Origin of the sequence: Edwardsiella tarda ATCC 15947 = NBRC 105688 (assembly GCF_003113495.2) — a bacterium.
In the GTDB taxonomy this organism is placed as follows: Bacteria; Pseudomonadota; Gammaproteobacteria; order Enterobacterales; family Enterobacteriaceae; genus Edwardsiella; species Edwardsiella tarda.
The window spans coordinates 2,250,779-2,274,823 of sequence record NZ_CP084506.1; the positions used below are offsets into that span (position 1 = coordinate 2,250,779).

Consider the following 24,045-nt stretch of genomic DNA (forward strand, 5'->3'; position numbering starts at 1 on the left):
GATGATGGCGAGTCGACCTTTCCCCTCTCCTGCGCAGGTTAATGATTCTCAATAGAGATAAGGCGCTCGCATACGCTGATACTTATCTTTATCACGGCTTCAAACGGCAACTCACCCTCGCATACCGAGTAACAAGCCAAGAATAGAGATCGCAGTCATGCGCGGACTCATAGCTAAAAATATTGATATCCATAATGCTTAATCGTGCTGAATAATGATAAAAGCACATCAGAGTGACGCCAGTCTCAGCCGAGAAGCGTAGGTGTACCCATACCAGCGCGCTTTTACGCTGCTGACCTCAAAAAATAGGCACTAACACAACGCGACGTGTAGATAGCGCTGCGCGTTCAGCCAGCCGGCTGCTGCCGAGATGGTTATGACACCGTAGCGATAACCACGCGGGCATTAACAATTTCACGATAAAAAACAATCAAGTAAATCGAATCACTCCGTTCGCAAAGGATAAACACCCCGAGGGTAATTCCCCGATGCAACCTGCTAACACAGGGTTAACGGAGCATACGGCGACTATCTTGCTGCCACCAAAGCGTCCCAATATCTGTAGACGATAGCGTGATAATATAGAGATCATCGCCAACGGTAATAGCGCGATAAATCGCTCTATCGATGAAAAAGCTCGACAGAAGCCTCCGCCATAAGTCCCCAATCAGCCTGCGTGGCGATATATTTCCCATTGAGCCGAACTCTCCTACCGGGTACCCTCGCATCGGCATACGCCTCACTCCCCATCGATTATCGATAGAGATAATCTGTTTATGACCGAATACCTCATACCGTGCCACCAGCACTCAGGGATCGTAACCGCCCCCACCATCGGCGAGAGACTCACAACACGCTAAGTGCGTAATAGACCAATAACATGCTATCTGTTTGAGCAAGAGCCCAACACTACGCGTCGCGCTACTCACTTTTCCCTGAATTAACCTCGTTAGCGGTATGGACCCCTCTTAGAACCTATCCCAGTAGATGTGTAGTGTTGCCGCCAGTTTGGACACGGACAGCACGCCATAAGCGGAGCATACACGCCGTCCCTGAGAATTATTCGCCTCGCTCACCCTTCACGCCGCCCTGAAGAGCATTCGACACGTTGTTAAGTTTTTTATGAGTATTACCCAGAGCCAACATGGCAAATAAAATTGCCTAATGGGATAGGCTCTTAATATCAGATGTATCGCACCATCACATATCGCAACGCGACACGGCATACCGCGTCAGATTCTCGTCACGCGGGAAAATCCGCCGCCATTTTATGACGAGGCGATAATTTGCGAGCGACATTATCGATAGCATCAGATGCGCCCAACTCACTTACCCTATATATTTCTATTCTCAGCGCGCCAGAGTGAAACAATTTATATCTCGATGAGCGTCTCAAGGGGAGTACGCTCCGATATTAACAATACCTACACTATTTTTATATCAACCGTCCTCTTTCCTGACTCGCCAAGGAAAAACGGGGGCGATGTTTTATCTCCCAATGTTATCCCTGTCGTCCCCGCCTTATCTACTGGGGCACGACAATAATCAGCCAAGGCATCCGCCGAAGCATCAGCAGGAGTAGTATTAACACGGATCAGTTCACGCAGGCGGCGGCGTTAAAATTAGCCTCCCGGTTCACTTGGTGTGGTAAGGGCGTCGCGTGATAGCTCGCCGTGGATAAATTTATTCTGCGATGACGCCATGTCCAGTGAAAAAGGATCACGTCAAGCGTATTGCCACGCCCTTATCTACACGCGCCCCCCTATCTGCATCGTTGTTATCCCACTGCTGTTTCATCTATTTCATCCTCTTCGCCTCCGCAACAGGTTACCGACACACGACAGCGAACAGCCCGCCTTCAGGTCAAGCCACACACCACTCAGCCTCGGAGCAGTCCCCACGCCAAACCCTAAAGGTAAACGTGCGGATCACGTAGCCGTTCTCGCTAGCTAGGCCCAGAACTAGCCCACGGCCGACGGGATGATATGACACCGGTGACGGGTAACTGACATTAGCCAGGAAGTCATGGTGGCTATTTTTTCATTCATCATCGCCTGCCGATAACCATGACGATGAGGCGGATAATTACATTTAGCGACTATCACTTAATAAGTACAGTGACCCAATAACGCCATCTGCAATACTTATTTCCACGATGTAATGCAGTTAACTAAAATAGAATAATAAAAACCTTTTACGCCACGCCTGATTACTTTTACTGCAATGAAGCGCGCGGATAAATGATAGAACTCACACAAATATAAATGGAAACAAATAAACCAAGTTATATACAAATTGGCGCTGTTTTGTCCGATATTTGTTACGCCTGGCGCTAGACGCTCCCCCCTAGATCATGACAAGATACCCCGCGTTCCTATCCCATACCCACAGAATTGTGGCATGTATCGAACCACCAGGCTGCACTGGCTCTATTTTAGTCCGTGCTTTTTTTATGACGTGTTTACGCCGCCTTGCTCACATGGTGTACCAATAATGAATAATATAGATAAAATCTATAAGAAATTACGCTGGCAAATTATCATCACCACTTTCCTTACCTATACCGTGATGTATATATCCCGTAAAGCATTTGCCGCCGCAGCGCCATTGCTGATGCAGGATATTGGCATGACCGCAGTACAGTTCGGTACTGCTTCATCTATTTATTATATTCTGTATGGCATCTCAAAATTCAGCTCTGGTTTATTAGCTGACCGGATTAACCCTCGGTTATTCTTAGCGCCCGTGTTGTTAGTCGTTGCGGTGATTAACGTAGGCATCGGGATGTCCAATAATGTCACCGTGCTGCTCTCACTCTACTGCTTAACCGCCGTAGCGCAAGGTTGTGGCTTCCCGCCCATCGCTAAGGCAATCAGCCAATGGTACTCCAAGTCCGAACGTGGCGGCTGGTATTCACTCTGGAATACCTCCCATAACGTCGGTGGCGCCTTGGCTCCGCTGATCGCCTCTGGGGTTATCGAGTACACCGGTAACTGGCGCTATGCCTTCTATGTACCGGCCGCGATCACGGCCGTACAGGCGATCATTTCGGCTATCTTTATGCGTGCGAAGCCGGAAAAATATGGTCTGCCTAATGTTGGCGAATGGAAGAAAGACAGCAAACAGCTGGCGATCAATAAACGTTCGGAAAGCGGTTTGAGCATGTGGCAGATGTTCACCCGCTATATCGTCAATAACCCCATCATCTGGCTGGCGATCGGTGGCGACCTCTGTATTTATGTCATCCGCACCGTCACTAATGACTGGGTCAGCGTCTATTTTGTTAAGGAACTGGGCTGGGATCTGGTCAAATCAAACTCGCTGGTGGCCTGGTTTGAGGTCGGCGGCATTCTCGGCGGCTTAACCTCGGGCATTATCTCCGACAAATTCTTTAACGCCGACCGTTGGAAGACGATCCTCATCTACAGCTTCGTCTTAATCGGCGGCATGATCGGCGTCGCCCTGACCATCCATGTGCATTATTACTTGGTCGCGATCTGTTTCTTCATCATCGGCGCCGGTATCTACGCTCCGCAGATGCTGTTTGCCCTGGGGATCATCGAAGCCTCACACGCCGACGGTGCCGGGGCCGCAACTGGCCTGAAGGGAGGGGTAACCTATATCGGTGCCGCGATGGCCGGTGCGCCTATCGCCCTGATCGAAAAAGCCTACTCTTGGAACGGTGTCTTTATGCTAATGGGTGCCATCGCTATTCTGCTCGTCGTGCTAACCATCGGCATCATCGGTATGGACAAGCACTATAACCGCAGCAACGCGAAGTAATCTCCCCTCACCAGCCAGGGCTCCCCTGGCTGGTCACGCTCCGCTTACCACATCCCTAGCGATGAAAGCGGAGTTTCCTCCTCTCTCCGCCGATCGATGACCCAACGCAAGCCTGCGCGATAATAATTTGCTATAAGTAACACTATGTCCGTTTATGAGTCTGTCGTTTATGGAACCGTTACATGCCATCGTGCTCACCGTCAGCCTCTTTGTCCTCACCTTCTTCAATCCTGGCGCCAACCTCTTTGTCGTCGTGCAGACCAGCCTCGCCTCCGGGCGGCGTGCCGGTATGATGACCGGGCTCGGGGTCACACTCGGCGATGCCTTTTACTCAGGGTTAGGGTTGTTTGGCCTGGCGACACTGATCAGCCAGTGCGAGACACTGTTCGCGCTGATTAAGATCGGCGGGGGGGTCTATCTACTCTGGTTCGCTTGGAGCAATGTACGCTCTCAAGCCAGGCTACCGCTGCTCACCCTGCAGCCCACACGCACGGAACCCTGGGGGAGATTCTTCCGTCGAGGACTCTTGACCGACCTGTCGAACCCACAGACTGTCTTATTCTTTATCAGTATCTTCTCGGTGACGCTCAGTACCGATACCCCGCTTTGGGCGCGACTCGCCGCCTGGGGCGGAATCGTCATCTCCTCCCTCCTCTGGCGCTTATTCCTCAGCCAGGCGTTCTCCTTACCGGCGGTACGGCGCACCTATGGGCGAATACAGCATGTTGCCAGTCGCCTCATCGGTGCCATCATCGGACTCTTTGCACTCAGATTGATCTATGAAGGGGTCACCAGCATGACGCAGCGCTAACGCCTGTGGAGGGCGACAAACAAAGAGATCGGGGGAAATAACTGCGCACAACCGATGTAGAAGAGACATCAAGCTCGCCGGCGATCTCACCAGAGCCGTAGCGGGAAAAGCGATGCAACGAAAAAGGCCCCGCTAGTTACCTAGCGGGGCCTTAGAATTTGGCGGAGGAGTAGAGATTCGAACTCTAGGAGCTGTTACACTCGACGGTTTTCAAGACCGCTGCCTTAAACCACTCAGCCACTCCTCCGTTGATGGGGAAGACTATAGCCAGCCGGAGATGCCTTGTAAAGTCTGCCGCGGTGCGAGTGCTGGCAAAATCGACAACCGCGTTATCGTTCGATCTCTTTTTGTGCAATCGCGCCAAAAAACAACCGGATACACCGTACAGCCGGCACGAAAATGCGTAAAGATGGGTAAAACGTCTTCTCGCTTTCCTCCCCTCTCCTTATATTTTATGTTGGGTTATGGGATGACAAGACGCGTGACCGGCAAGGATGGTTGCCATCACCAACGACGCTGGGTTATCCCTTTCCCCTATCGATAACACAACAAGAGAGTCTCCGTATGGATCGTATTGTCGTTTCTTCTACCTCTGCGCGCAGTTCGTTACTGAGTACCCATAAGGTCCTGCGTAATACCTATTTCCTCTTAGCGCTGACGTTGGCCTTCTCTGCCCTCACCGCTACCGCAAGCACCGTGCTGATGCTACCGGCCCCCGGCCTGTTACTGATGCTGGTCGGCTTCTATGGTCTGATGTTTCTGACCTATCGCCTGGCCGATCGCCCGGCGGGGATCCTGGCCGTCTTCGCCTTAACCGGTTTTATGGGCTATACCCTAGGGCCGATTCTCAGCTCCTTCATCGCCAGTGGCGCCGGTGATCTGATCATGCTGGCGCTGGGCGGCACCGCGCTGGTCTTCTTCTGCTGCTCGGCCTATGTGCTGACCACACGTAAAGACATGTCATTCCTTTCCGGGATGATGATGGCTGGCTTCGTGGTGCTGCTGCTGGCGGTCGTCGCCAATCTGTTCCTGCAACTGCCCGCGCTGTCACTGGCCATCAGCGCCCTGTTTATCCTGTTCTCTACCGGTGCCATCCTGTGGGAGACCAGCAATATCATTCACGGCGGTGAGACCAACTACATCCGCGCTACCGTCGGCCTGTATGTCTCGCTGTATAACCTGTTCATCAGCTTACTCAGCCTGCTGGGCTTCGCGCGTAGCAACTGATCGCGCCTCGAGAGATAGCCTATCCAGCCCCGCCTAAGCGGGGCTTTTGTTTTTCCCTATTTGGCGCAGACCGACAGCTGAGATACACTGAGGCGCTGTTTGCCTGTTAGGATTATTTTGTCATGTTAGAGTTTGACGGCCGTAGCATCGAGACCGACGCCCAGGGATATTTGCTCAATAGTCAGGAGTGGAGTGAGGCGCTAGCCGAGCTGCTGGCTCAGCAGGAGGGGATCACCCTAAGCGAAGCCCACTGGGAGGTGGTTCGCTTCGTCCGTGAGTTTTACCAAACGTTTAACACCTCACCGGCCATCCGCATGCTGGTGAAGGCGATGACGCAGAAGTATGGCGAGGAGAAAGGCAACAGCCGCTACCTGTATCGCCTCTTCCCCAAGGGGCCCGCCAAGCAAGCGACCAAAATTGCTGGCTTACCCAAACCGGTAAAATGTATCTGATCGTCGGCCACACCGCGCAGACGATCGGGCTCTCCGCTCAATAACGGATGGTAAACGCCGAGAAATGTTGCCGCGGACGGGGTTCCGTCACGACATGTTCGATCCGCGCATGACGCGGTCCCCCGTCCACCAGCCACTGTAACAGGCGCGCCACGGCACTCTCCTCCCCCTCGGCTAACACCTCGACCCGACCATCGTCCAGATTGAGGGCATATCCGGTTACCCCTAACGCCACCGCCTGGCGCTGGGTCGCATAACGGAAACCCACGCCTTGCACACAGCCGCTGATGTAGGCTGCCACACATTGTGTCGCCATCGTCGCTCCTCCCCTCGTATCCTTCTTCTCGGCGAGACCACCGCTACGATAACAGCCTCACCGCTGCTAACAGCCTAGTCTATCATAGGCCCCCTGTCCGCCTCGGCGCCGCCAGAGGTAGTGACGGCGCCGACATTCGGCTATGATAGCCGCCCGCCGCTTCCATAACTGTATATTGAAGGTGAATTTTGGCCCGTTTAATCCTCGCTAAAGGACGCGAAAAGTCCTTACTCCGCCGCCATCCCTGGGTTTTCTCTGGCGCGGTGGCTCGCATCGAAGGGAATGCCGCCAGCGGTGAGACGCTGGATATCTGCGATCACCAAGGGAAATGGCTGGCTCACGCCGCCTACTCGCCCCAATCGCAGATCCGGGCGAGAGTCTGGAGCTTCAACCGCGACGAACGTATCGATCAAGCCTTCTTCGAACGCCGTCTACAGCAGGCCCAACGCTGGCGCGACTGGCTGGCAGAGCGTGACGATCTGACGGGCTATCGCCTGATCGCCGGTGAGTCAGACGGCATGCCGGGGATCACCATCGACCGCTTCCAGAATACCCTGGTGCTACAACTGCTCTCTGCCGGTGCCGAATACCAACGCGCTACCCTATTGGCCGCACTGCACACCTGTTATCCTCAGTGCGCCATCTATGACCGTTCTGACGTGGCCGTGCGCAAGAAAGAGGGCCTGCCGCTGACCCAGGGGCCGATCAGCGGTGAGCTGCCGCCCGACCTGCTGCCCATCCGCGAACACGGTATGCAAATCCTGGTCGATATTAAGGGGGGGCATAAGACGGGCTTCTACCTCGACCAGCGCGACAGCCGGTTGGCGGCGCGTCGCTTCGCCCGTGACGCTCACGTCCTCAACTGCTTCTCTTACACCGGCGCCTTCGCCATCTCGGCACTGATGGGCGGTTGCGCCCAGGTAACCAGCGTGGATACCTCACAAGCGGCGCTCGATATCGCCCGTCAGAATGTCGAGCTGAACGGCCTGGATCTCGCGCGCGCCGAATTCCTACGCGATGACGTATTCCAGTTGCTACGCCGCTATCGCGATGAAGGAAAAACCTTCGACCTGATCGTGATGGATCCGCCAAAGTTCGTCGAGAATAAGAGCCAACTGGCGGGTGCCTGCCGCGGCTATAAAGATATCAACATGCTGGCCCTGCAACTGCTGCGCCCCGGTGGCGTGTTGTTGACCTTCTCCTGCTCAGGACTGATGCCCACCGATCTGTTCCAGAAAATTTTGGCCGATGCCGCCGTCGATGCCGGACGTGATATACAATTTATAGAGCAGTATCGTCAGGCCGCCGATCACCCGGTGATCGCCAGCTATCCAGAGGGGCTCTACCTGAAAGGCTTTGCCTGCCGCGTCATGGATTAAGTCGTGCGATGCGCCTCGGCAAGGGGCGCAAGTCGATGACGCCATGCTTGAAACAGAGATTTCCACCCACATATTTGTTGGTAGAAGTTGCGGTTTCTAAGGAGGTCATATGATTACCAGTAAATTCGGCATTGGGCAGCAGGTACGCCACAAACTGTTAGGCTCGCTGGGTGTGGTGATAGACATTGACCCCGAGTATGCCTTAGTCGACACCCCGGAGGCCGATGATTTGGGCGCCAACGAGATGTTACGCCACGCGCCGTGGTATCACGTGGTGATGGAAGATGACGAAGGGCGTCCGGTACATACCTATCTGGCGGAGGCGCAGTTGGATGGTGAAAGTAACGATTCACATCCTGAACAACCTTCGATGGACGATCTGGCCGAGTCTATCCGTGCCCAACTGCAGGCACCGCGCCTGAGAAACTGAACCGACGCCCCCGCACAGGCGGGGGTCTTTTTTACCTCACGCCTCGTCACGCTCCAGACCCAGACGGGGGATCTCGATCTTCGGACAACGATCCATCACGACCTGTAACCCGGCCGCCTGCGCCAAAGCGCTCGCTTCGGGATTGATTACCCCCAGCTGTAACCATAGGACCGAGGCCCCGACGGCGATCGCCTGTTGTGCGATGCCATAAGCCGCGTCGGCGTTACGAAAAACATCGACCATATCGATCGGCTGCGTCACCTCTTCCAGGGTCGCATAGACCCTTTGCCCCAACAGCGTCTGACCCGCTAATTTCGGGCTGATCGGCGTGACTCGATACCCTTGCGCCAGCAAGTAGGCCATCACCCGATAACTAGCCCGCTCCGGCTTATCACTGGCCCCCACCAGGGCGATATGCCGCACTCGACGTAAAATCTGCGTTAGCGCTTCATCTTCCATTTCAAACTCCTAAGCAAAAAGGCTCTTCCTCAGCATAGAACTCGGCCGGCGGATGACAAAGGTTTTTTGACGCGGTGCCGCTACCACCCGTATAATGTAAAAATATGTTACAAAGAAGGCGCCCTGCGCATTTTGCTTTCCGTCTCGCCGCGATAGCCACACGCGCTTCGTCCGAGCAAGTTTGAGGATCCCATGCGACAACGTGTTTTACTGGCATTGATTGGCGGTGCGCTGCTGTTTTGCTCCCCCCTGTCAGCGACCACGCTGAAGTTTGGCAGCGATGTTGAATTGCTGGCGCTCGACGGCCAACCACTACCGACGGCGCTGTTCAAGAGCGCTAACAGCCTGGAGCTAGATAGCGGCACTCACCAGGTCTTATTCCGCGTCGCCAAACCCTTTATACCAAACGGGCAAGCGCACTATTCCGCGCCCCTGCTGGCGCTGTTCGATACCCGCGACGCCACCTCGGTCACCATCAAGCTCCCCCGCCTGGGCAATGATCACGACATCCAACAGTTAGAGCAGACGCAGAGCTTCGAGTTACTCAACCATCGCGGCATTCCGCTCGAGTTTCGGGCCGATGTCCTCGAATCCGGCGCGGCCGACGCGGAAGGGTATCGCCAATTACTGCGGCGCTATAATCACAGTAACGCCAACGCCGCGTTGCCCACGCTGGCGCCCTAATACCCGGGTGTCACCATTTTCTTGCGCCGTATCGCGACACTCGGCACCCGACCCTGCTATGGTGTAGCGCTCCCTTGTTTTGACACTCTTTTTTAATGAAGGCCAATAGCATGGAAATGACGACCCGCACCCTCCCCAACCATAAGCGCATCGCCTTGGTGGCGCACGATCACCGTAAACAGGCGCTGCTGGAGTGGGTTACACACAATAAGGCTCAGCTCAGCCAGCACCAACTCTTCGCGACCGGTACCACCGGGAATCTGATCCAGAAGGCCAGTGGCATTCCGGTCAACTGTATGATGAGCGGCCCGATGGGGGGAGATCAGCAGGTTGGCGCCCTGATCGCCGAAGGCAAGATCGACATGCTGATCTTCTTTTGGGATCCCCTCAATGCCGTCCCGCACGATCCCGATGTCAAAGCGTTGCTGCGCCTGGCGACCGTCTGGAACATCCCGGTGGCTAACAACCGCGCGACGGCAGACTTTCTCATCAGCTCGCCGATGTTTGCCGGTGAAGTGGAGATCGCCATCCCCGACTATCAGCGTTATCTCAACCAGCGCTTGATCTAAGCGGACCCGATGCAGAGAGGGCCTGCAGGCCCTCTCCCAACTCAACGTATCGTCTGCGTGCCTTCCACGACGATGTTAAGGCTTACGCCGCACCACCGCCCCGAGACGCTGCAACGGCGCGACGAAGCGCGAAGGATGCTGGGGATCTTGCATCAACCATACCCGCCGACGCGCTCGCGTTAACGCCACATACAGCAGACGCCGCTCTTCGGCATCTGGGAATGCCTCGCCATCCGGCAGCAACACCTGCTCGATAACGCTCTCCCGCGTCGCCGCCGGAAAGCCGTCATCCCCCTCATGCAACCCGAGCACGATGACATAATCGGCCTCGCACCCTTTACTGGCGTGGATCGTCATGAAGCGCAGATCCAACCCGGGCCAACGTGTCGCCGCGCGCGCCAGCAATGCCGGGCGCAGATGATGATAACGTGCCAGAATCAGGATCGACTCCTCGGCGCGCACATAACTGCTCAGCTTATCGAGTAGCGCCTCCAGTTGATCCTGCGGCAACAGGGTCACCGCCTGGCGCTCGCCAGCGCACAGGCTCGTGAGCGACTTCTTCAGTTGATGCGGATTCTGTTGTACGAAACCATTGGCAATCTCGCCAATACGGCGATTAAAACGGTAAGTGGTGTCTAGCGGGCAACACTCGCCATCCCCGAAATGGTGATGAAAGGCGGTGGTCAGCGTCAGCGCGGCGCCGCTAAAGCGGTAGATAGCCTGCCAGTCATCGCCGACGGCGAACAGCGCACTGTGGCTATTCTGCCGACGCAATGCCGCCAGCAGACGGGCACGTTGCGGCGAGATATCCTGGAACTCATCCACCAGGATGTGTTTCCACGGGCTGATAAAGCGCCCCTTCTCTAGCAGGGCTAACGCCTGCTGGATCAACGCCGGAAAATCAAGGGCTGCCTCCCGCTTCAACTCCGCCTTCCACGCCTTTAGCAACGGCGCTAACAGACGCAACTGCTGCTGAAACGGCACTCGCAATGCTTCGGGAGCCAAGGCCGTCATCGCCGCCTGCGACGCCCCCTGTTCACGCAGTAATCCGACCCAATAGGCCAGACGTGGCACCAGGCGCGCCTGTAGCGCCTTATCCTGCCAGAAAGCCTCCTCCAGCGGTGTCTCATCAAACAGACTCGCCAGCCATTGACGCCACCCCTTGGCCTGGCTCTTCTTGGTTGCACACTGCAGGCACCACTCGGCGAGTAAAAAGTCATGACGTGCCTGACGATCGCTCTCTAGGCGTGAGAGGCGTACGGGCTTACGCCCCGCCTGTTCGACGATCTGTAATGCCAACGCGTGAAAAGTCTTTGCCGCTACCGAGTCGCCCCCCGGACAAGCGGGTAGACGTTGTGCCATTTCCTGCGCCGCTCGCCGACCGAAGGCCAACAACAGGATCTGTGGCCCCTCGGCCAGTCCCCGCTGCAGCAGCCAGGCGACGCGCGCCAACAACACGCTGGTCTTCCCGCTGCCCGCGCCCGCCAACACCAGCACGTTAGCCTCGCCATTGACCACCGCCAGCGCCTGGCTGGGATTAAGCGGCTGCGCCTCGACCTGAGCGAAGAAGTCCGCCTGCTCATTCAGCATACGTTGGCTCCACTGGCGGTTGTGCTGTTGGCGCAATGACTCCCCCTCATCGCGCCAGGCTAAGCAGTCGTGATACAACGATGCACAGACGGGGAACTCGGCCAAGCGGGCACACGGCAATGGCAAGGCTTGGAATGCCGCCGCGATCGCCTGGACGGCCTGCTCCAGCTCGTCGCGCCCCAACCAACCGTCACGTGAGCTCAAGGCTTGCAGTGCCTGACACTGCACCTGTAACACCTCGGCACAGATCTGCGCCATCTCCTCACTCCACGCCTGCCAACTTTGCCGCAGATGGTGATAGAAGCGTTGCGTCTCCTGCCAGTCGGTGCCATGCAGGCGCACCACCCGTTGATCGGGGAGCTCAAACTCCAACTCCCCCCACACCAACCCACGCTTGCAGCGCAGTGCCATCAATTGGTTGAACGGGATCAGATAGTGGTGCCGCTCTCCGCTCACCTCGACGCCGGCGTTCAGCATACGCACACAGTTATAAGGGTGCTGCGCCAGGCGCTGCCCTAATTTGGTGGCTCTGAGTTCCATGCTCTCTTTTACCCGTGTTGACGCCATCATGTAGACAGTTTACTCAGGAATCGCCGGCGGCTCTAGGCACCTTCCCTCATCCGCTGAACGCGCACGACGCCAGCGAAAGCGACTAAAACGCAATGCACCACATTCCGGCCAGCGAGGAAACAGGGTAAACTGACGCGTCGTAACCGCCCTAATCCTAATGAGTTGATCCCAATGAGAACCGTACTGAATATTCTGAATTTTGTGCTTGGCGGCTTTATCACCACCTTGGGCTGGCTACTGGCGACCGTGGTGAGCGCCTTACTGGTCATCACCCTGCCGCTGACGCGCTCCTGCTGGGAGATCACCAAGCTCTCCTTGCTGCCTTATGGCAATGAGGCGGTACATGTCGATGACCTCTATCCCGAGCGGAAGAATGGTCTGCTCAGTGCCGGGGGAACCCTACTCAACATCCTGTGGCTGGTGCTGTTCGGTTGGTGGCTCTGCCTGACTCATATCGCGGCGGGTATCGTACAATGCGTGACACTGATCGGTATTCCGGTCGGCATCGCCAATTTCAAGATCGCCGCTATCGCGTTATGGCCGGTCGGACGCCGCGTCGTCTCGGTCGAAGTCGCGCAGGAAATGCGTCAGGCCAACGCCCGCCGCCGCTTTCAGTAACGCGCATTAAGCCATGTCGGTATTTGTCGCCTTCGCGCCCAGCCTGCGCCGTTACGCCTATAACAGCGCACTGCTGTATAACCTGCGTATCTTCATCGCCCTGGCCGGTGCGGCCGGGGTTCCTTGGCTGTTGCAACAGCCGCGCCTGACCATTCCCCTGACGCTGGGGGTGGTGGCGGCCGCGCTGACGGATATTGACGACCGTCTGGTCGGGCGCCTGCGTAATCTCGTCATCACCCTGGTCTGCTTTTTCATTGCCTCCGCCTCCATCGAGTTGCTGTTCCCCTACCCCTGGCTCTTCGCCTGCGGCCTGATGCTGTCGACGGTCGGCTTCATCCTACTCGGCGCCCTAGGACAACGCTACGCGACCATCGCCTTCGGCGCCTTGCTGATCGCCATCTATACCATGTTAGGCACCTCGATGTACCACTTCTGGTACCAACAGCCTCTACTGCTGTTGCTGGGCGCCGTGTGGTACAACCTGTTGACGCTGATCGCCCATCTGCTGTTCCCTATCCGCCCGGTACAGGAGGGGATCGCACGCAGTTATAACCAGTTGGCCGCCTACCTGGATGCCAAATCCAATCTTTTCGATCCCGATCAAGAGCAGATGGATCAACCGCTGATCGATGTCGCCATGGCGAATAGTGCCCTGGTCAGCACCCTCAACCAGACCAAACTCACGCTGCTCACTCGTCTACGCGGCGATCGTGGCCAGCGCAGCACACGGCGCATGATGCACTATTACTTCGTGGCACAGGATATCCACGAACGCGCCAGCTCCTCGCACTTTCAATATCAACAACTGTGTGAGATGTTCCGTTACAGCGACGTGCTGTTCCGCTTCCAGCGCCTATTGATGCTCCAGGCTCGCGCCTGTACGCAACTCGCCCAGAGCATCATCCTGGTGCAACACTACCAGCACGACGCTCGCTTCGAGCGCGCTTTCTGTCATTTGGAGTCGACGCTGGAGCGTCTCGCAGCCCAGCATGGCCGCCAGCATGTCTTGGTCAAGTCACTATTCAATCTACTGATTAACCTGCGCGCCATCGATGCGCAACTGGCGAATATCGAGTCGGAGCAGACGCTGGCGGAGACACAGGCGGAAGAGAGCACGCTCGCCGAAGATCGCATCACCGGTTGGCACGATATGGTGTTACGTATCCGCCGCCACCTCACCCCACAATCGCCCCTCTTTCGCCACGCGGTACGCATGGCCGCGGTATTAGTCGCCGGTTATGCCTTCATCCAATTATCGGGCATGCGACATGGTTACTGGATCATGCTGACCAGCCTGTTCGTCTGCCAACCCAACTACCATGCCACGAAACGCCGCTTGTGGCTGCGTATCGTCGGGACGCTGGCCGGCATCCTCCTGGGTCTACCGGTGCTGTATCTGGTCCCCTCGTTGGAGGGGCAACTGCTACTGATCGTGATCAGTGGCGTGTTGTTCTTTGCCTTTCGCAACGTGCAGTATGCCCACGCCACCATGTTTATTACTCTGCTGGTCTTACTCTGTTTCAACCTCCTGGGAGAGGGATTCGAGGTCGCTTGGCCACGGGTGTTTGATACGCTGCTGGGTTGCGCCATTGCCTGGGCGGCGGTGACCTTTATCTGGCCAGACTGGCACTTCCGCCAATTGCCGGCGGTGATCGCCCGCACGCTGAATGCCGACTGCCGCTATCTGGATGCCATTCTGGTGCAATATCACCAGGGCAAGTCCAATGCACTGGAGTACCGCATCGCCCGACGCGATGCACACAACTGTGATGCCGAACTGGCGGCCGTCGTCTCCAACATGTCACTGGAGCCACGCCACGCCTCCCCGTCGCAGGAGGCCGCCTTCCGCCTATTAGGGATCAACCATACCCTGTTAAGCTACATCTCCGCCCTCGGCGCCCATCGCCAGCGCCTGGATGACCCGGTCATTCTCGCGCTACTCGACGATGCGGTTTGCTATATAGACGATGCGCTAAACTACCAGGATGAAGCGTTGGCTGCCCGCGTGCGCCAGGCGCTCGACCATCTGCATCAACGCCTACAGGATGCCGATCGCTCGGGGGATAGCACCGGACAGCTGGTACGGCAGCAGATCAGCCTGATGCTGGCGCTGCTGCCCGAACTTACCCGGCTAAAAAAATCGCTGGTATGATCCCTTGGCAACCATCTGACTAGCGCTACTTCTTATAACGCCAGCGATGGGCGTTGCCCTGCAACCACTGGCGTAACGCCTCGTTTAACGGCCGTGGCAAGACGGCGCTATGGCAGCCCTGCACCGCCGCCGCCAAGTCGAACAACACACGATCGTCGACTTGGTGGTTGGCCTCTTTCAGTTGGCTAAAGGCCTGTGTCGCCCCCACGCGGGCGAGATCCTCCAGTGAATAGATACCGATACGGTACAAGCGCCGTTCCATATTGATGGAGATATTAGGGCGTGTATGCAGACGCATCATCGCCGCCAGACGCGAGGCCTGATCGCTACGCGCCTGTTGTAATGAGCGCTGGAGGAGATCGGCAAGGCTGTGCGGATGCTGCCACATCGCCGCATCCACCCGATAATAATTGAGACGGACAGGGAAACCGCGCTTGGTATAGATAAAGGGGCACATGCCGCGCGCCGCATAGTCTCGCCCCAATGCCTCCCGGCCCCGCAGGTATAGCTCACCCTCGGCAATTAAGGCAAACATCACCCCATCACACCAGACTCCGAGCCCACCGAACTGAGATCGTTGCGAAACCTGTCCCAGATCCGCAAACAGCGACTCCGCAACCCTACGCTTTTCATCGAGCAATCCATTCATGCGTAGCTCCTTAATAATCATCACAATTAATGACCTTTAATCAGGTCGTCACGGGAAACCGTTAGCAACATAACTAATCCCGCATGAACGCCCAATACACAAACGGAGCACAGGTGGTTTTACATCCGATAAATGCGAGGCTCATTCAAAAAAATAGGTTGATCTTCGGTCAGGCTGGAATTACTGTATAGACATACAGTATACAGATAGAGAACACGATTATGCGTACCTCCTCGTTGCCTCCTGCCACTGACCGCACGCTGTTCAACCGTCCCGCCTATTCACCCGTCGCGATGATGCCGCAAAGCGGCTTTGTCAGTGAATTCGGCTATGGCGATCAACAACCGCTGTTATCATTGCTGCTGCCGCCATTGCTGCGTCAGCTGGGAGAACAATCGCGTTGGCAACTGTGGATCACCGCGCAACACAAGCCCAATAAGCAGTGGCTCGCCGCCTGCGGCGTACCGGTAAATAAAGTGATGCAGTTGCAACGCGCCGAGGCGGGTGAGGCGATCCATGCCATGGAACAGGCACTGCGTAGCGGCAACTACAGTGTGGTACTCGGATGGTTACCGCCACTCACCGCGAGTGAGCGATTGCGTCTCAATCAGGCGGCAAAGGCCGGCAATAGCATCGGCCTCCTGATGCAGCCCTGGGAGGAAACACGATCTCCCTCAGGCCATCGCGCAATAAAGCGACGGACTGAACAATTCCACTGAAGCACTTTAGGACAATTCCAAGAATACACACGGTAAAGATAAAAATACGTTTTCCCATAATAGTAAAACCAGGGTGTAACGGGGAAAGGCATAAGAAGCGGGCACATCTTCCCATGAACAAAAAAACATCACCTGTTAGCCAAAGTGCACGTCTAGAAAATTTTTTTGGTGAGCCTAATCACATCGTACTTGTAAGTTTTTAATCTCGTTGTAGACTTGTTATCACGACGGCTGTGTGGAATATCTATAATTATTACCTGACTAACAGCGTAATAAAACTGAGTGGCAGCCGGATAAAGGGTTTTAAACTAAGAGCTAGTGTTATACATAGCTCATTGCCTATTTTGGATGATAACGAGGCGCAAAATGAAAAAAACAGCGATCGCATTAGCAGTGGCACTGGCAGGTTTCGCGACCGTAGCTCAGGCAGCTCCGAAAGACGATACCTGGTACGTAGGTGGTAAACTGGGTTGGTCCCACTACATCGGTAACAGCTTTGAGAATATGGACTCCACGAAGTCTCATCCGAATCAGCTGGGCGCCGGTGCTTTCTTCGGTTACCAGGCTAATCCGTACCTGGGCTTCGAAATGGGCTACGACTGGCTGGGCCGCATGGGCTACACCGGTGACGTGAACGGTAAGTTCAAGGCACAGGGTATCCAGCTGGCTGCCAAACTGAGCTACCCGCTGATGGATAACCTGGACGTCTACACCCGTCTGGGCGGCATGGTATGGCGCGCCGATGCTCACGCATCTGACGCTACCGACTATGTATCTGGTCATGACACTGGCGTTTCTCCGCTGGCCGCGATCGGCGTTGAGTACGCACTGAACAAAGACTGGGCAACCCGTCTGGATTATCAGTATGTCAACAAGATCGGCACCAGCAGCCAGACCGGCGCACGTCCGGACAACACCCTGCTGAGCCTGGGCGTTGTCTACCGTTTCGGTCAGGATGATGTCGTTGCTCCGGCTCCGATCCCGGCTCCGGCTCCGGCTCCGATCGTTGAAACCAAGCGTTTCACCCTGAAGTCTGACGTCCTGTTCAACTTCAACAAATACACCCTGAAGGCCGAAGGCCGTCAGGCGCTGGATCAGCTGTACACTCAGCTGAGCAGCATGGATCCGAAAGACGGCTCTGTCGTCGTTCTGGGTTACACCGACCGCATCGGTTCCGACCAGTACAACCTGAAACTGTCTAAGCAGCGTGCTCAGACCGTGGTTGATTACCTGGTTTCTAAAGGCATCCCGGCTGACAAGATCACCGCCCGTGGTATGGGTAAAGCGGATCCGGTTACCGGTGCTACCTGTGACAACGTGAAGCCGCGCGCTGCCCTGATCAACTGCTTGGCCCCGGATCGTCGTGTTGTTATCGAAGTGAAAGGCATCAAAGACGAAGTGACTCAGCCGCAGGCTTAATCACGATAACCTTTGCATAAAAACCCCGCTCTGCGGGGTTTTTTATCGCGCTATCATAGCGAGCACAAGGCGAGCCATCACGGCTAACGTCCCCGTCGACACCGCCGGATGCGCGCTATTCATCCAGCAAGCCCCGCTTATTTTCTTACCCTAGCCTCTCTCATCCGCTCGATCTTTAATTTCCCGCAGGGGATCGCGCTGAGCGCAGGCAATAATCAAACGACGGTGATAGTGCTTAGTTATTCTTTTTTATATGGAGAGCGTCGTTATTTTTTCTTTTTAGGAATATGCGCACGAAATAAAGCCGTTAGCGACTGTTATCACATCCGTTATGTATAGATAATAAAGCGATTAATTATAGATAATATTATGCGTTATGGTAATAACGTAACGCCGTCACAGGAGCATGGCCGCTATTCTCCCGCCACTCGCGACGGGCAAGAAGCCCCCCATCACTCTTGGGTACCGCGTAAAAATTCCTGTAAATCCTGTTTTAACGAGCTCATCTGATTGGCGTACTGCTCCTTACGCTCCGCATCCTCGATCAACTGTACGATGGTATCGGATAGCGTACTCCCCCGCCGTTGTGCCAACGCCGCCAAACGCTGCCAGACTAAAAACTCCAGATCGATGGATTTCTTGCGCGTATGCTGGTTTTCGGCATTAAAGTGGCGCTTACGACGGGCACGGATGGTCTGTTTCATCCGATTAGCCAAGGCCGGATCCATATGCTCACGGATCCACGTCTGTACCTTTACCGGCTCATGCTCCAAGCGCAACAGTTGCTCCACCGCCTGCTGAGCCTGGCTCAACTCCTGATAACGGGTAATCGACTCCCCCTCCCGCTGCTTTTTCACCAGGTATTTCCACTTCCAGCCGCACTCTAGATTTTCAAGCTGTTGATATTTCATATCGTTTGCTCGTGACACGGTAACTTATGACTAAGGATAACAATTTTTTTCACTTTTGCCGTATCAAAATCCGCAGAAAGCACAAAATTTAACCTGTCGGCGACAAAGCCCACAATCCTCCCGCTCAGCAGACGGAGTTTCCTGTGCAGCCAGGCGGATTCTTGTATAATTGTTTTTTTCTGACTGACGATGATTTGACAACGTTGAGCAACTTCCGACTAGAGTGGCAATCGCTACTGCCCGATACAACTCCTTATACCTCTGTGTTCAGCAGTGCCGCCGCGCTGTCGGCCATCACCTTTGCCGAGTATCAGCCCCGTTTGGAGAATAGCCTGGCTCACTTCTGCCACGCCCATGCCCCCAGCCCCTTTATGCTGGTCAAGGCTGACTGCGATGGTGAGCACCTCACGCGTCTGCAACACGCCGTCGAGGCACTACTGCCCCCTGGCGAGCTATATGGTAGCCGCTACGATATTACACCGGACCAGATTCGTGTCGCGCCCGCCACACAGCCGAGCGATAACCTGGCGGCCAGCCAGCGAGTGCTCAGCGCCGAATGGTGTGAGGGTGAGCAGCTATTTGGCACCGTGCGCCAGAGTAAGAACGGGCTCCAGCTACAGCCCGGCCTGGTGCATCAAGCCAACGGGGGCGTACTGATCCTATCGCTGCGAACCTTGCTGGCACAGCCGCTACTGTGGATGCGCCTCAAACAGTTCGTCACCAGCGGGCGTTTTCAGTGGCTAGCGCCGGACGAAAGTCGGCCATTGCCACAGTCCATCCCCGAGATGCCGTTGCAGTTAAAGATCTTGCTGGTCAGTGACCGCGAGGGGCTGGCCGACTTCCAAGAGTTGGAACCCGAATTGTGCGCCAGCGCGCTGTATGGCGAGTTCGAAGTCGATATGCCCTTGATGGATGAGGAGGACATGCGGCGCTGGTGCGCCCTGGTCACGACCCTGGCGGCCGAGCAACACCTTCCCCCCATCGAGCAAGACGCCTGGCCACTGCTGGTGCGCAGCGCCGTACGCTATAGCGGCGATCAGAACCTATTGCCACTCAATCCCGTCATGCTAGGGCGCCTACTGCGCGAAGCCGCGCTGTATGCCGATCCACACATCAACGCCGAGGCGCTCAGTCAAGCGCAAACTGCCCGTCGTTGGCGCGAGAGCTATCTGGCCGAGCGCATGCATGATGAGATCGAGATCGGGCAGTTACTGATCGAGACCGAAGGCGCCGCCATCGGCCAGATCAATGGCCTGTCCGTCTTGGAGTATCCCGGCCATCCCCTGCTCTTCGGCGAGCCGTCACGCATCAGCTGTGTGGTCTATCAGGGTGACGGCGAGTTCACGGATGTGGAGCGTAAAGCCGAACTGGGTGGCAATCTGCATGCCAAGGGGATGATGATCATGCAGGCCTTCCTGATCGCCGAGTTGGAGCTGGATCAGCAACTGCCCTTCTCCGCCTCGCTGGTCTTCGAGCAATCCTACGGTGAGGTCGATGGCGACAGCGCCTCCCTGGCCGAACTGTGCGCGCTGATCAGTGCCCTGGCCATGGTCCCCATCGACCAACAGATCGCCGTGACGGGTTCCGTCGACCAATTCGGCCATGTGCAGCCCATCGGGGGCGTTAACGAGAAGATCGAAGGCTTCTTCGAGGCCTGCCAACGCCGTGGCTTGACCGGGAAGCAAGGGGTGATCATCCCCGCGACCAATGTCCGTCACCTCTGCCTCAGCGACGAGGTCGTCGAGGCGGTCAAGGCAGGAACCTTCCATCTCTGGGCGGTCGAGAACGCCGAGGATGCCCTGCCGTTACTGACCGGCGTCGCCTATCTCAGCGAGAATGGCCCCAGCTTGTTGGGCGCCATCCAGGCGCGTATCGCCGCCGCCAACCCCTTGTTAGATCGGCGCCAACTGCCTTGGCCGCTGCGCTGGTTAAACTGGTTCGGTCGTGGCTGATCGGACTTGTTCAGCGTACACCTGTTAGCTAAGATGGGCGCTTCATTGGATAAAGGCTGACGAGAATTATGGTAGATAAACGCGAGTCCTATACAAAGGCGGATCTGGAAGCATCGGGTCGTGGTGAGCTGTTCGGCGCAGGCGGACCTCCGCTGCCATCAGGCAACATGCTGATGATGGATCGCGTCATCAAGATGACGGAAGATGGTGGTAACCACAACAAGGGTTACGTTGAAGCGGAGCTGGATATCAATCCGGATCTGTGGTTCTTCGCCTGCCACTTCGTCGGTGATCCGGTGATGCCGGGCTGCCTCGGCCTGGATGCCATGTGGCAGTTGGTCGGTTTCTACCTCGGTTGGCTGGGTGGCGAAGGCAAAGGCCGCGCACTGGGCGTCGGCGAGGTCAAGTTCACCGGTCAGGTACTACCGACGGCGAAGAAGGTCACCTACCGCATTCACTTCAAGCGCGTCATCAACCGTAAGCTGATCATGGGTCTGGCGGATGGCGAGGTGCTCGTCGACGGTAAATTGATCTACACCGCCAGCGACCTCAAGGTTGGCCTGTTCAAAGACACCAGCGCTTTCTAAACGCGCAAGGCGGTCTATGGATTAAAAACGCAGCTATGCTGCGTTTTTTTATTGTCGAGCTATGCGCTTAGAGGGCAAGAACCCCCACGAAATGGAGGTTCTGCTTATCGAATCGTGGCGGTCGCGCTAGGCTACCGCAATGAGAGACCTGTCTTCCATGGCCTGCCGCCAGCCTCCCAGCCAGTAGGAACGAGCGTCCAGAGAGTGATAGGGACAAATTTCCTTAGAGCGTCCTGCAATGCCCGCTTGATAGCCTCGGGCCTGTGCCCTTTCCAGACGATCGCGTTTCTGTCTCTTCATGCCTTTTTTCCCTCATGATTACACTGGTGGAAAGAAAACAGTGGTCGGCAGCCGCCGCCACCCTTAACCAATAGCTATTTTTAGCCACCAGGTCAATGATGAAAATTTATCCAGCGATCACACTTTCTTCTCTTTGACTGCGCGCTAGCGCACACCGCCTATCGCCGCGGTCAGTTAATCGATTGAGGGACATAAAAAAAACGCTCGCCACCGAGTCAGGGGGGCGAGCGCGTTAATGCAGAGGATTTACACGCTGTAACGCTTTATCCGGCGCGGGCGATCTGCCCCGCCATCGCGGCGATCTCCTGTTGCCAGGCTTGCCCCAGCGTGCGCACCAACGCATCATAGCCGTCGCCCTGTTGCGGCAACACGATGTGGAACGCTCGCTGCGTCAATACCCCCTGGTGGATCAATAGCCATTCACCGGCGACCACCACCTTACCATCGTAACGGCCATAGAAGGCATTGATATTCACCGTCAGGCTATCCTGACTCATGCCTAGGGGTTGGGTCGAAACCAACCAACCCGGCATCGCCGCCCCCAACCCGGCGACCAGAGATTGCGTCAGTTGCTGACTCAACGGACTGGCCCACAAGTTGTTACTGGCGGTGACGAACTGCACATCGCTCTGCTGATAGACAACGCCCATCCCCCCCAGTAAATCGGCCACATTCACCGGCTGCACCCACAACTGGTGCGGCTGCGCCGCCGTTTGCGTCACCGCACGACTCACCGCCGGCTCGACCGGCAGTTGGTAGTACTGCTTCGAGCCGGCACCGCTACAGGCGCTCAGCACCAGAGCCGCCAGCAGGATCATCCCTCTCTTCATCATTTCGCTCCCTTGGGATGTGGATCTTTCCCCGCCGGTGCCTCAAACACCAGCGCGTTGCTCTTCTCATTCAGGGTGCGCAGCACGGGTTGCAGTTCGCGCAACACCTGATCTAAGTGTTGGAGATCACCCACCATCTGGTTATACGCCGGCGAACCGGGTTGAATCCCCTTGATGGTACGATTGAGCTCAATCAGCGACTGCCGCAGATCTGCCGGCAACGACTGCATCGCCTTGCTGGACAGGATCCCGTTCAATGCATCCAGAGTTTCCTGCGTCTTACGCATGGTATCCTGGCTGGTCTTCAGCGTTGCGGTTGCCGACTTGACCATCGGCTCCAGCGGCAAGGCGTTGAACTTATCCAACACCGCCGTCACCTTCTGCTGCAGCTGTGCCAGCCCACCACTGACGGTTGGCATCAGCGGAATACCATCGATCACATCCGGCCCCTTCCACGGCTTGGTATTAGGATAGAAATCCAGATCGATATAGAGCGCCCCCGTCAGCAGGTTGCTCGACTTCAACGCCGCCCGCAGACCGCCATGGCGGATCGCGAGCAGATGCTTACGCAGATCGAAATCCGGTCCCATATTGGTATCGATACGCTCCGGCTCAATATGCACCAACACCGGTATACGATAATCGGCATCGAGGCGCTGATTGAGCCCCTTGACGAAGAAGGGCACCTGGGCGACGGTTCCCAAGCGGATACCACGAAACTCGACCGGCGCCCCAACCTGCAGGCCACGGATCGAATCGGCGAAGAACATCAACATATCGAAGTGTTCGGTATAGAGCGAATCCTGAATGCTACTCTGGTTGTCATACAACACGTAGTCGCTCATGTTCGCCACCTCTTTCCCCGGCGTCAGTCCTTGCGGCACATCGAAGCTCACGCCGCCGCTCAGCAGCGTCGCCAAGGATCCCATCTGAACGCGCATCCCCTGCGCCGACACGTCGAAGGAGATGCCGCTGTCCACCCAGAAACGCACATTTTCGGTCACCAGGGTGTCATAAGGGGCGGCGATAAACAGCTGATAGGTGATCTTACGCGCCTTGGTATCGAAGCCGCTGGTCTCTACCGAACCGACACGCAAACCACGGAATAGCACCGGATCGCCCGGATTCAGTTGCCCGGCCTTGTCACTGGCCAGCATGATGCGAATACCTTTGGCATCCGGCGGCGCCAGCGGGGGCTGATCGAGTAGCTTGAACTCGCGCTGCTCGCTATCCGACGATCCCGGCTGCAGTTCGATGTAGGCTCCGGACAGCAAAGTCCCCAGCCCCGAGATCCCCTCGCGGCCAATCTGCGGCTTCACCACCCAGAATGTACTGTCCTTACGCAGCAGTTTTTCCATGCCACTCTGTAGTCGCGCCTTCACCATCACCTGATCCAGGTTATCGCTGAGGGTGACGCTCTCCACCGTACCGACATCCACGCTACGGCTCTTGATCGCCGTCTTCCCCGCGACGATCCCTTCGGCGTTTTGCGTGATCAGCGTTACCTCGGGCCCCTGGTGACTAAAATGGTAAAAAATGATCCAGGCACCGATCAGTGCCGTCAGTATTGGGATGATCCAAACCGGCGACCAGCGTTTAATACGCTCGATTTGCGCCGTTGCGTGTTTATCTACCATC

General features: G+C 56.3%; 22 protein-coding genes and 1 tRNA gene. 14 read left to right on the forward strand and 9 right to left on the reverse strand.

The genetic code is table 11. The annotated features are described in order from the left end of the window. Positions 1-2,493 precede the first annotated feature (2,493 nt). On the forward strand, positions 2,494-3,783 hold the full coding sequence (locus tag DCL27_RS10455; RefSeq protein ID WP_005284466.1) for an MFS transporter: 1,290 nt from the start codon (positions 2,494-2,496) through the stop codon (positions 3,781-3,783). A gap of 169 nt (positions 3,784-3,952) precedes the next feature. After that, on the forward strand, positions 3,953-4,594 hold the full coding sequence (locus tag DCL27_RS10460; RefSeq protein ID WP_035597481.1) for a LysE family transporter: 642 nt from the start codon (positions 3,953-3,955) through the stop codon (positions 4,592-4,594). A gap of 159 nt (positions 4,595-4,753) precedes the next feature. Here the strand turns inward: DCL27_RS10460 and DCL27_RS10465 are convergent. Next, positions 4,754-4,841, reverse strand: a tRNA-Ser gene (locus tag DCL27_RS10465). Between the two features lie 317 nt (positions 4,842-5,158). Here DCL27_RS10465 and yccA point away from each other — a divergent pair. Together yccA and tusE are read left to right on the forward strand one after the other, a co-directional pair. Then, positions 5,159-5,821 carry an FtsH protease modulator YccA gene (yccA, locus tag DCL27_RS10470; RefSeq protein WP_005284449.1) on the forward strand — a complete coding sequence of 221 codons (663 nt, stop codon included), beginning with the start codon at positions 5,159-5,161 and terminating at the stop codon, positions 5,819-5,821. A 122-nt stretch (positions 5,822-5,943) separates the two neighbouring features. After that, positions 5,944-6,273 (forward strand): sulfurtransferase TusE, encoded by a 330-nt coding sequence (gene tusE / locus DCL27_RS10475; protein WP_005284447.1) that lies wholly within the window; start codon positions 5,944-5,946, stop codon positions 6,271-6,273. 37 nt (positions 6,274-6,310) lie between these two features. Here tusE and yccX read toward each other — a convergent pair whose 3' ends face one another. Beyond that, the gene (yccX, locus tag DCL27_RS10480) at positions 6,311-6,589 is read right to left on the reverse strand and encodes an acylphosphatase (protein WP_005292910.1); all 279 of its coding nucleotides are present in this window, start codon (positions 6,587-6,589) and stop codon (positions 6,311-6,313) included. A 200-nt stretch (positions 6,590-6,789) separates the two neighbouring features. Between yccX and rlmI the strand changes: the two genes are divergently transcribed. Continuing rightward, complete coding sequence (gene rlmI, locus DCL27_RS10485; RefSeq protein ID WP_172460015.1) at positions 6,790-7,968, forward strand: 23S rRNA (cytosine(1962)-C(5))-methyltransferase RlmI; 1,179 nt, start codon at positions 6,790-6,792, stop codon at positions 7,966-7,968. 109 nt (positions 7,969-8,077) lie between these two features. Then, positions 8,078-8,398 (forward strand): heat shock protein HspQ, encoded by a 321-nt coding sequence (gene hspQ / locus DCL27_RS10490; protein WP_005284439.1) that lies wholly within the window; start codon positions 8,078-8,080, stop codon positions 8,396-8,398. Positions 8,399-8,434: 36 nt separating this feature from the next. Here the strand turns inward: hspQ and DCL27_RS10495 are convergent, their stop codons facing one another. Continuing rightward, positions 8,435-8,857, reverse strand: coding sequence for a CoA-binding protein (locus DCL27_RS10495; protein ID WP_035596970.1), 423 nt, complete (start codon positions 8,855-8,857; stop codon positions 8,435-8,437). Between the two features lie 192 nt (positions 8,858-9,049). On the opposite strand from DCL27_RS10495, the gene DCL27_RS10500 reads away from it, so the two are divergent. Together DCL27_RS10500 and DCL27_RS10505 are read left to right on the forward strand one after the other, a co-directional pair. Next, positions 9,050-9,541, forward strand: coding sequence for a YccT family protein (locus tag DCL27_RS10500; protein WP_005284431.1), 492 nt, complete (start codon positions 9,050-9,052; stop codon positions 9,539-9,541). A gap of 110 nt (positions 9,542-9,651) precedes the next feature. Continuing rightward, on the forward strand, positions 9,652-10,110 hold the full coding sequence (locus DCL27_RS10505) for a methylglyoxal synthase (RefSeq protein WP_005292907.1): 459 nt from the start codon (positions 9,652-9,654) through the stop codon (positions 10,108-10,110). Positions 10,111-10,185: 75 nt separating this feature from the next. On the opposite strand, the gene helD is transcribed toward DCL27_RS10505, so the two are convergent. Then, positions 10,186-12,240: a DNA helicase IV gene (gene helD / locus DCL27_RS10510; protein WP_035596967.1), complete on the reverse strand. Its 2,055-nt coding sequence runs from the start codon at positions 12,238-12,240 to the stop codon at positions 10,186-10,188. 201 nt (positions 12,241-12,441) lie between these two features. On the opposite strand from helD, the gene DCL27_RS10515 reads away from it, so the two are divergent. Next, on the forward strand, positions 12,442-12,888 hold the full coding sequence (locus DCL27_RS10515; protein ID WP_005284424.1) for a YccF domain-containing protein: 447 nt from the start codon (positions 12,442-12,444) through the stop codon (positions 12,886-12,888). Between the two features lie 13 nt (positions 12,889-12,901). After that, entirely contained in the window at positions 12,902-15,040 is a 2,139-nt protein-coding gene (gene yccS, locus DCL27_RS10520) for a YccS family putative transporter (protein WP_068869785.1), read from the forward strand. 25 nt (positions 15,041-15,065) lie between these two features. Here the strand turns inward: yccS and DCL27_RS10525 are convergent, their stop codons facing one another. Beyond that, the gene (locus DCL27_RS10525; RefSeq protein ID WP_005292897.1) at positions 15,066-15,689 is read right to left on the reverse strand and encodes a TfoX/Sxy family protein; all 624 of its coding nucleotides are present in this window, start codon (positions 15,687-15,689) and stop codon (positions 15,066-15,068) included. Positions 15,690-15,910: 221 nt separating this feature from the next. On the opposite strand from DCL27_RS10525, the gene sulA reads away from it, so the two are divergent. Continuing rightward, positions 15,911-16,408: an SOS-induced cell division inhibitor SulA gene (gene sulA / locus DCL27_RS10530; protein WP_035596961.1), complete on the forward strand. Its 498-nt coding sequence runs from the start codon at positions 15,911-15,913 to the stop codon at positions 16,406-16,408. Positions 16,409-16,774: 366 nt separating this feature from the next. After that, positions 16,775-17,827, forward strand: a complete 1,053-nt coding sequence (ompA, locus tag DCL27_RS10535) for a porin OmpA (protein ID WP_005292891.1) — start codon at positions 16,775-16,777, stop codon at positions 17,825-17,827. Between the two features lie 452 nt (positions 17,828-18,279). On the opposite strand, the gene matP is transcribed toward ompA, so the two are convergent. Continuing rightward, the gene (gene matP, locus DCL27_RS10540) at positions 18,280-18,738 is read right to left on the reverse strand and encodes a macrodomain Ter protein MatP (RefSeq protein ID WP_005292890.1); all 459 of its coding nucleotides are present in this window, start codon (positions 18,736-18,738) and stop codon (positions 18,280-18,282) included. Between the two features lie 203 nt (positions 18,739-18,941). Here matP and DCL27_RS10545 point away from each other — a divergent pair, with 203 nt between their 5' ends. Continuing rightward, positions 18,942-20,690, forward strand: coding sequence for an AAA family ATPase (locus DCL27_RS10545; protein WP_181367142.1), 1,749 nt, complete (start codon positions 18,942-18,944; stop codon positions 20,688-20,690). A gap of 68 nt (positions 20,691-20,758) precedes the next feature. Next, a complete protein-coding gene (fabA, locus tag DCL27_RS10550) occupies positions 20,759-21,277 on the forward strand; it encodes a bifunctional 3-hydroxydecanoyl-ACP dehydratase/trans-2-decenoyl-ACP isomerase (RefSeq protein ID WP_005284391.1) in 519 nt (172 codons plus the stop codon). Positions 21,278-21,403: 126 nt separating this feature from the next. Here the strand turns inward: fabA and rmf are convergent, their stop codons facing one another. The 3 genes from rmf to pqiB all read right to left on the reverse strand — a co-directional run bounded on the left by rmf (position 21,404) and on the right by pqiB (position 24,044). Continuing rightward, positions 21,404-21,577 (reverse strand): ribosome modulation factor, encoded by a 174-nt coding sequence (rmf, locus tag DCL27_RS10555; protein WP_005292881.1) that lies wholly within the window; start codon positions 21,575-21,577, stop codon positions 21,404-21,406. A gap of 263 nt (positions 21,578-21,840) precedes the next feature. Then, complete coding sequence (pqiC, locus tag DCL27_RS10560) at positions 21,841-22,407, reverse strand: membrane integrity-associated transporter subunit PqiC (protein ID WP_035596958.1); 567 nt, start codon at positions 22,405-22,407, stop codon at positions 21,841-21,843. Further along, positions 22,407-24,044 carry an intermembrane transport protein PqiB gene (gene pqiB, locus DCL27_RS10565; protein WP_005284385.1) on the reverse strand — a complete coding sequence of 546 codons (1,638 nt, stop codon included), beginning with the start codon at positions 24,042-24,044 and terminating at the stop codon, positions 22,407-22,409. The genes pqiC and pqiB overlap by 1 nt, the downstream gene beginning before the upstream one ends. Position 24,045: the final 1 nt, after the last annotated feature.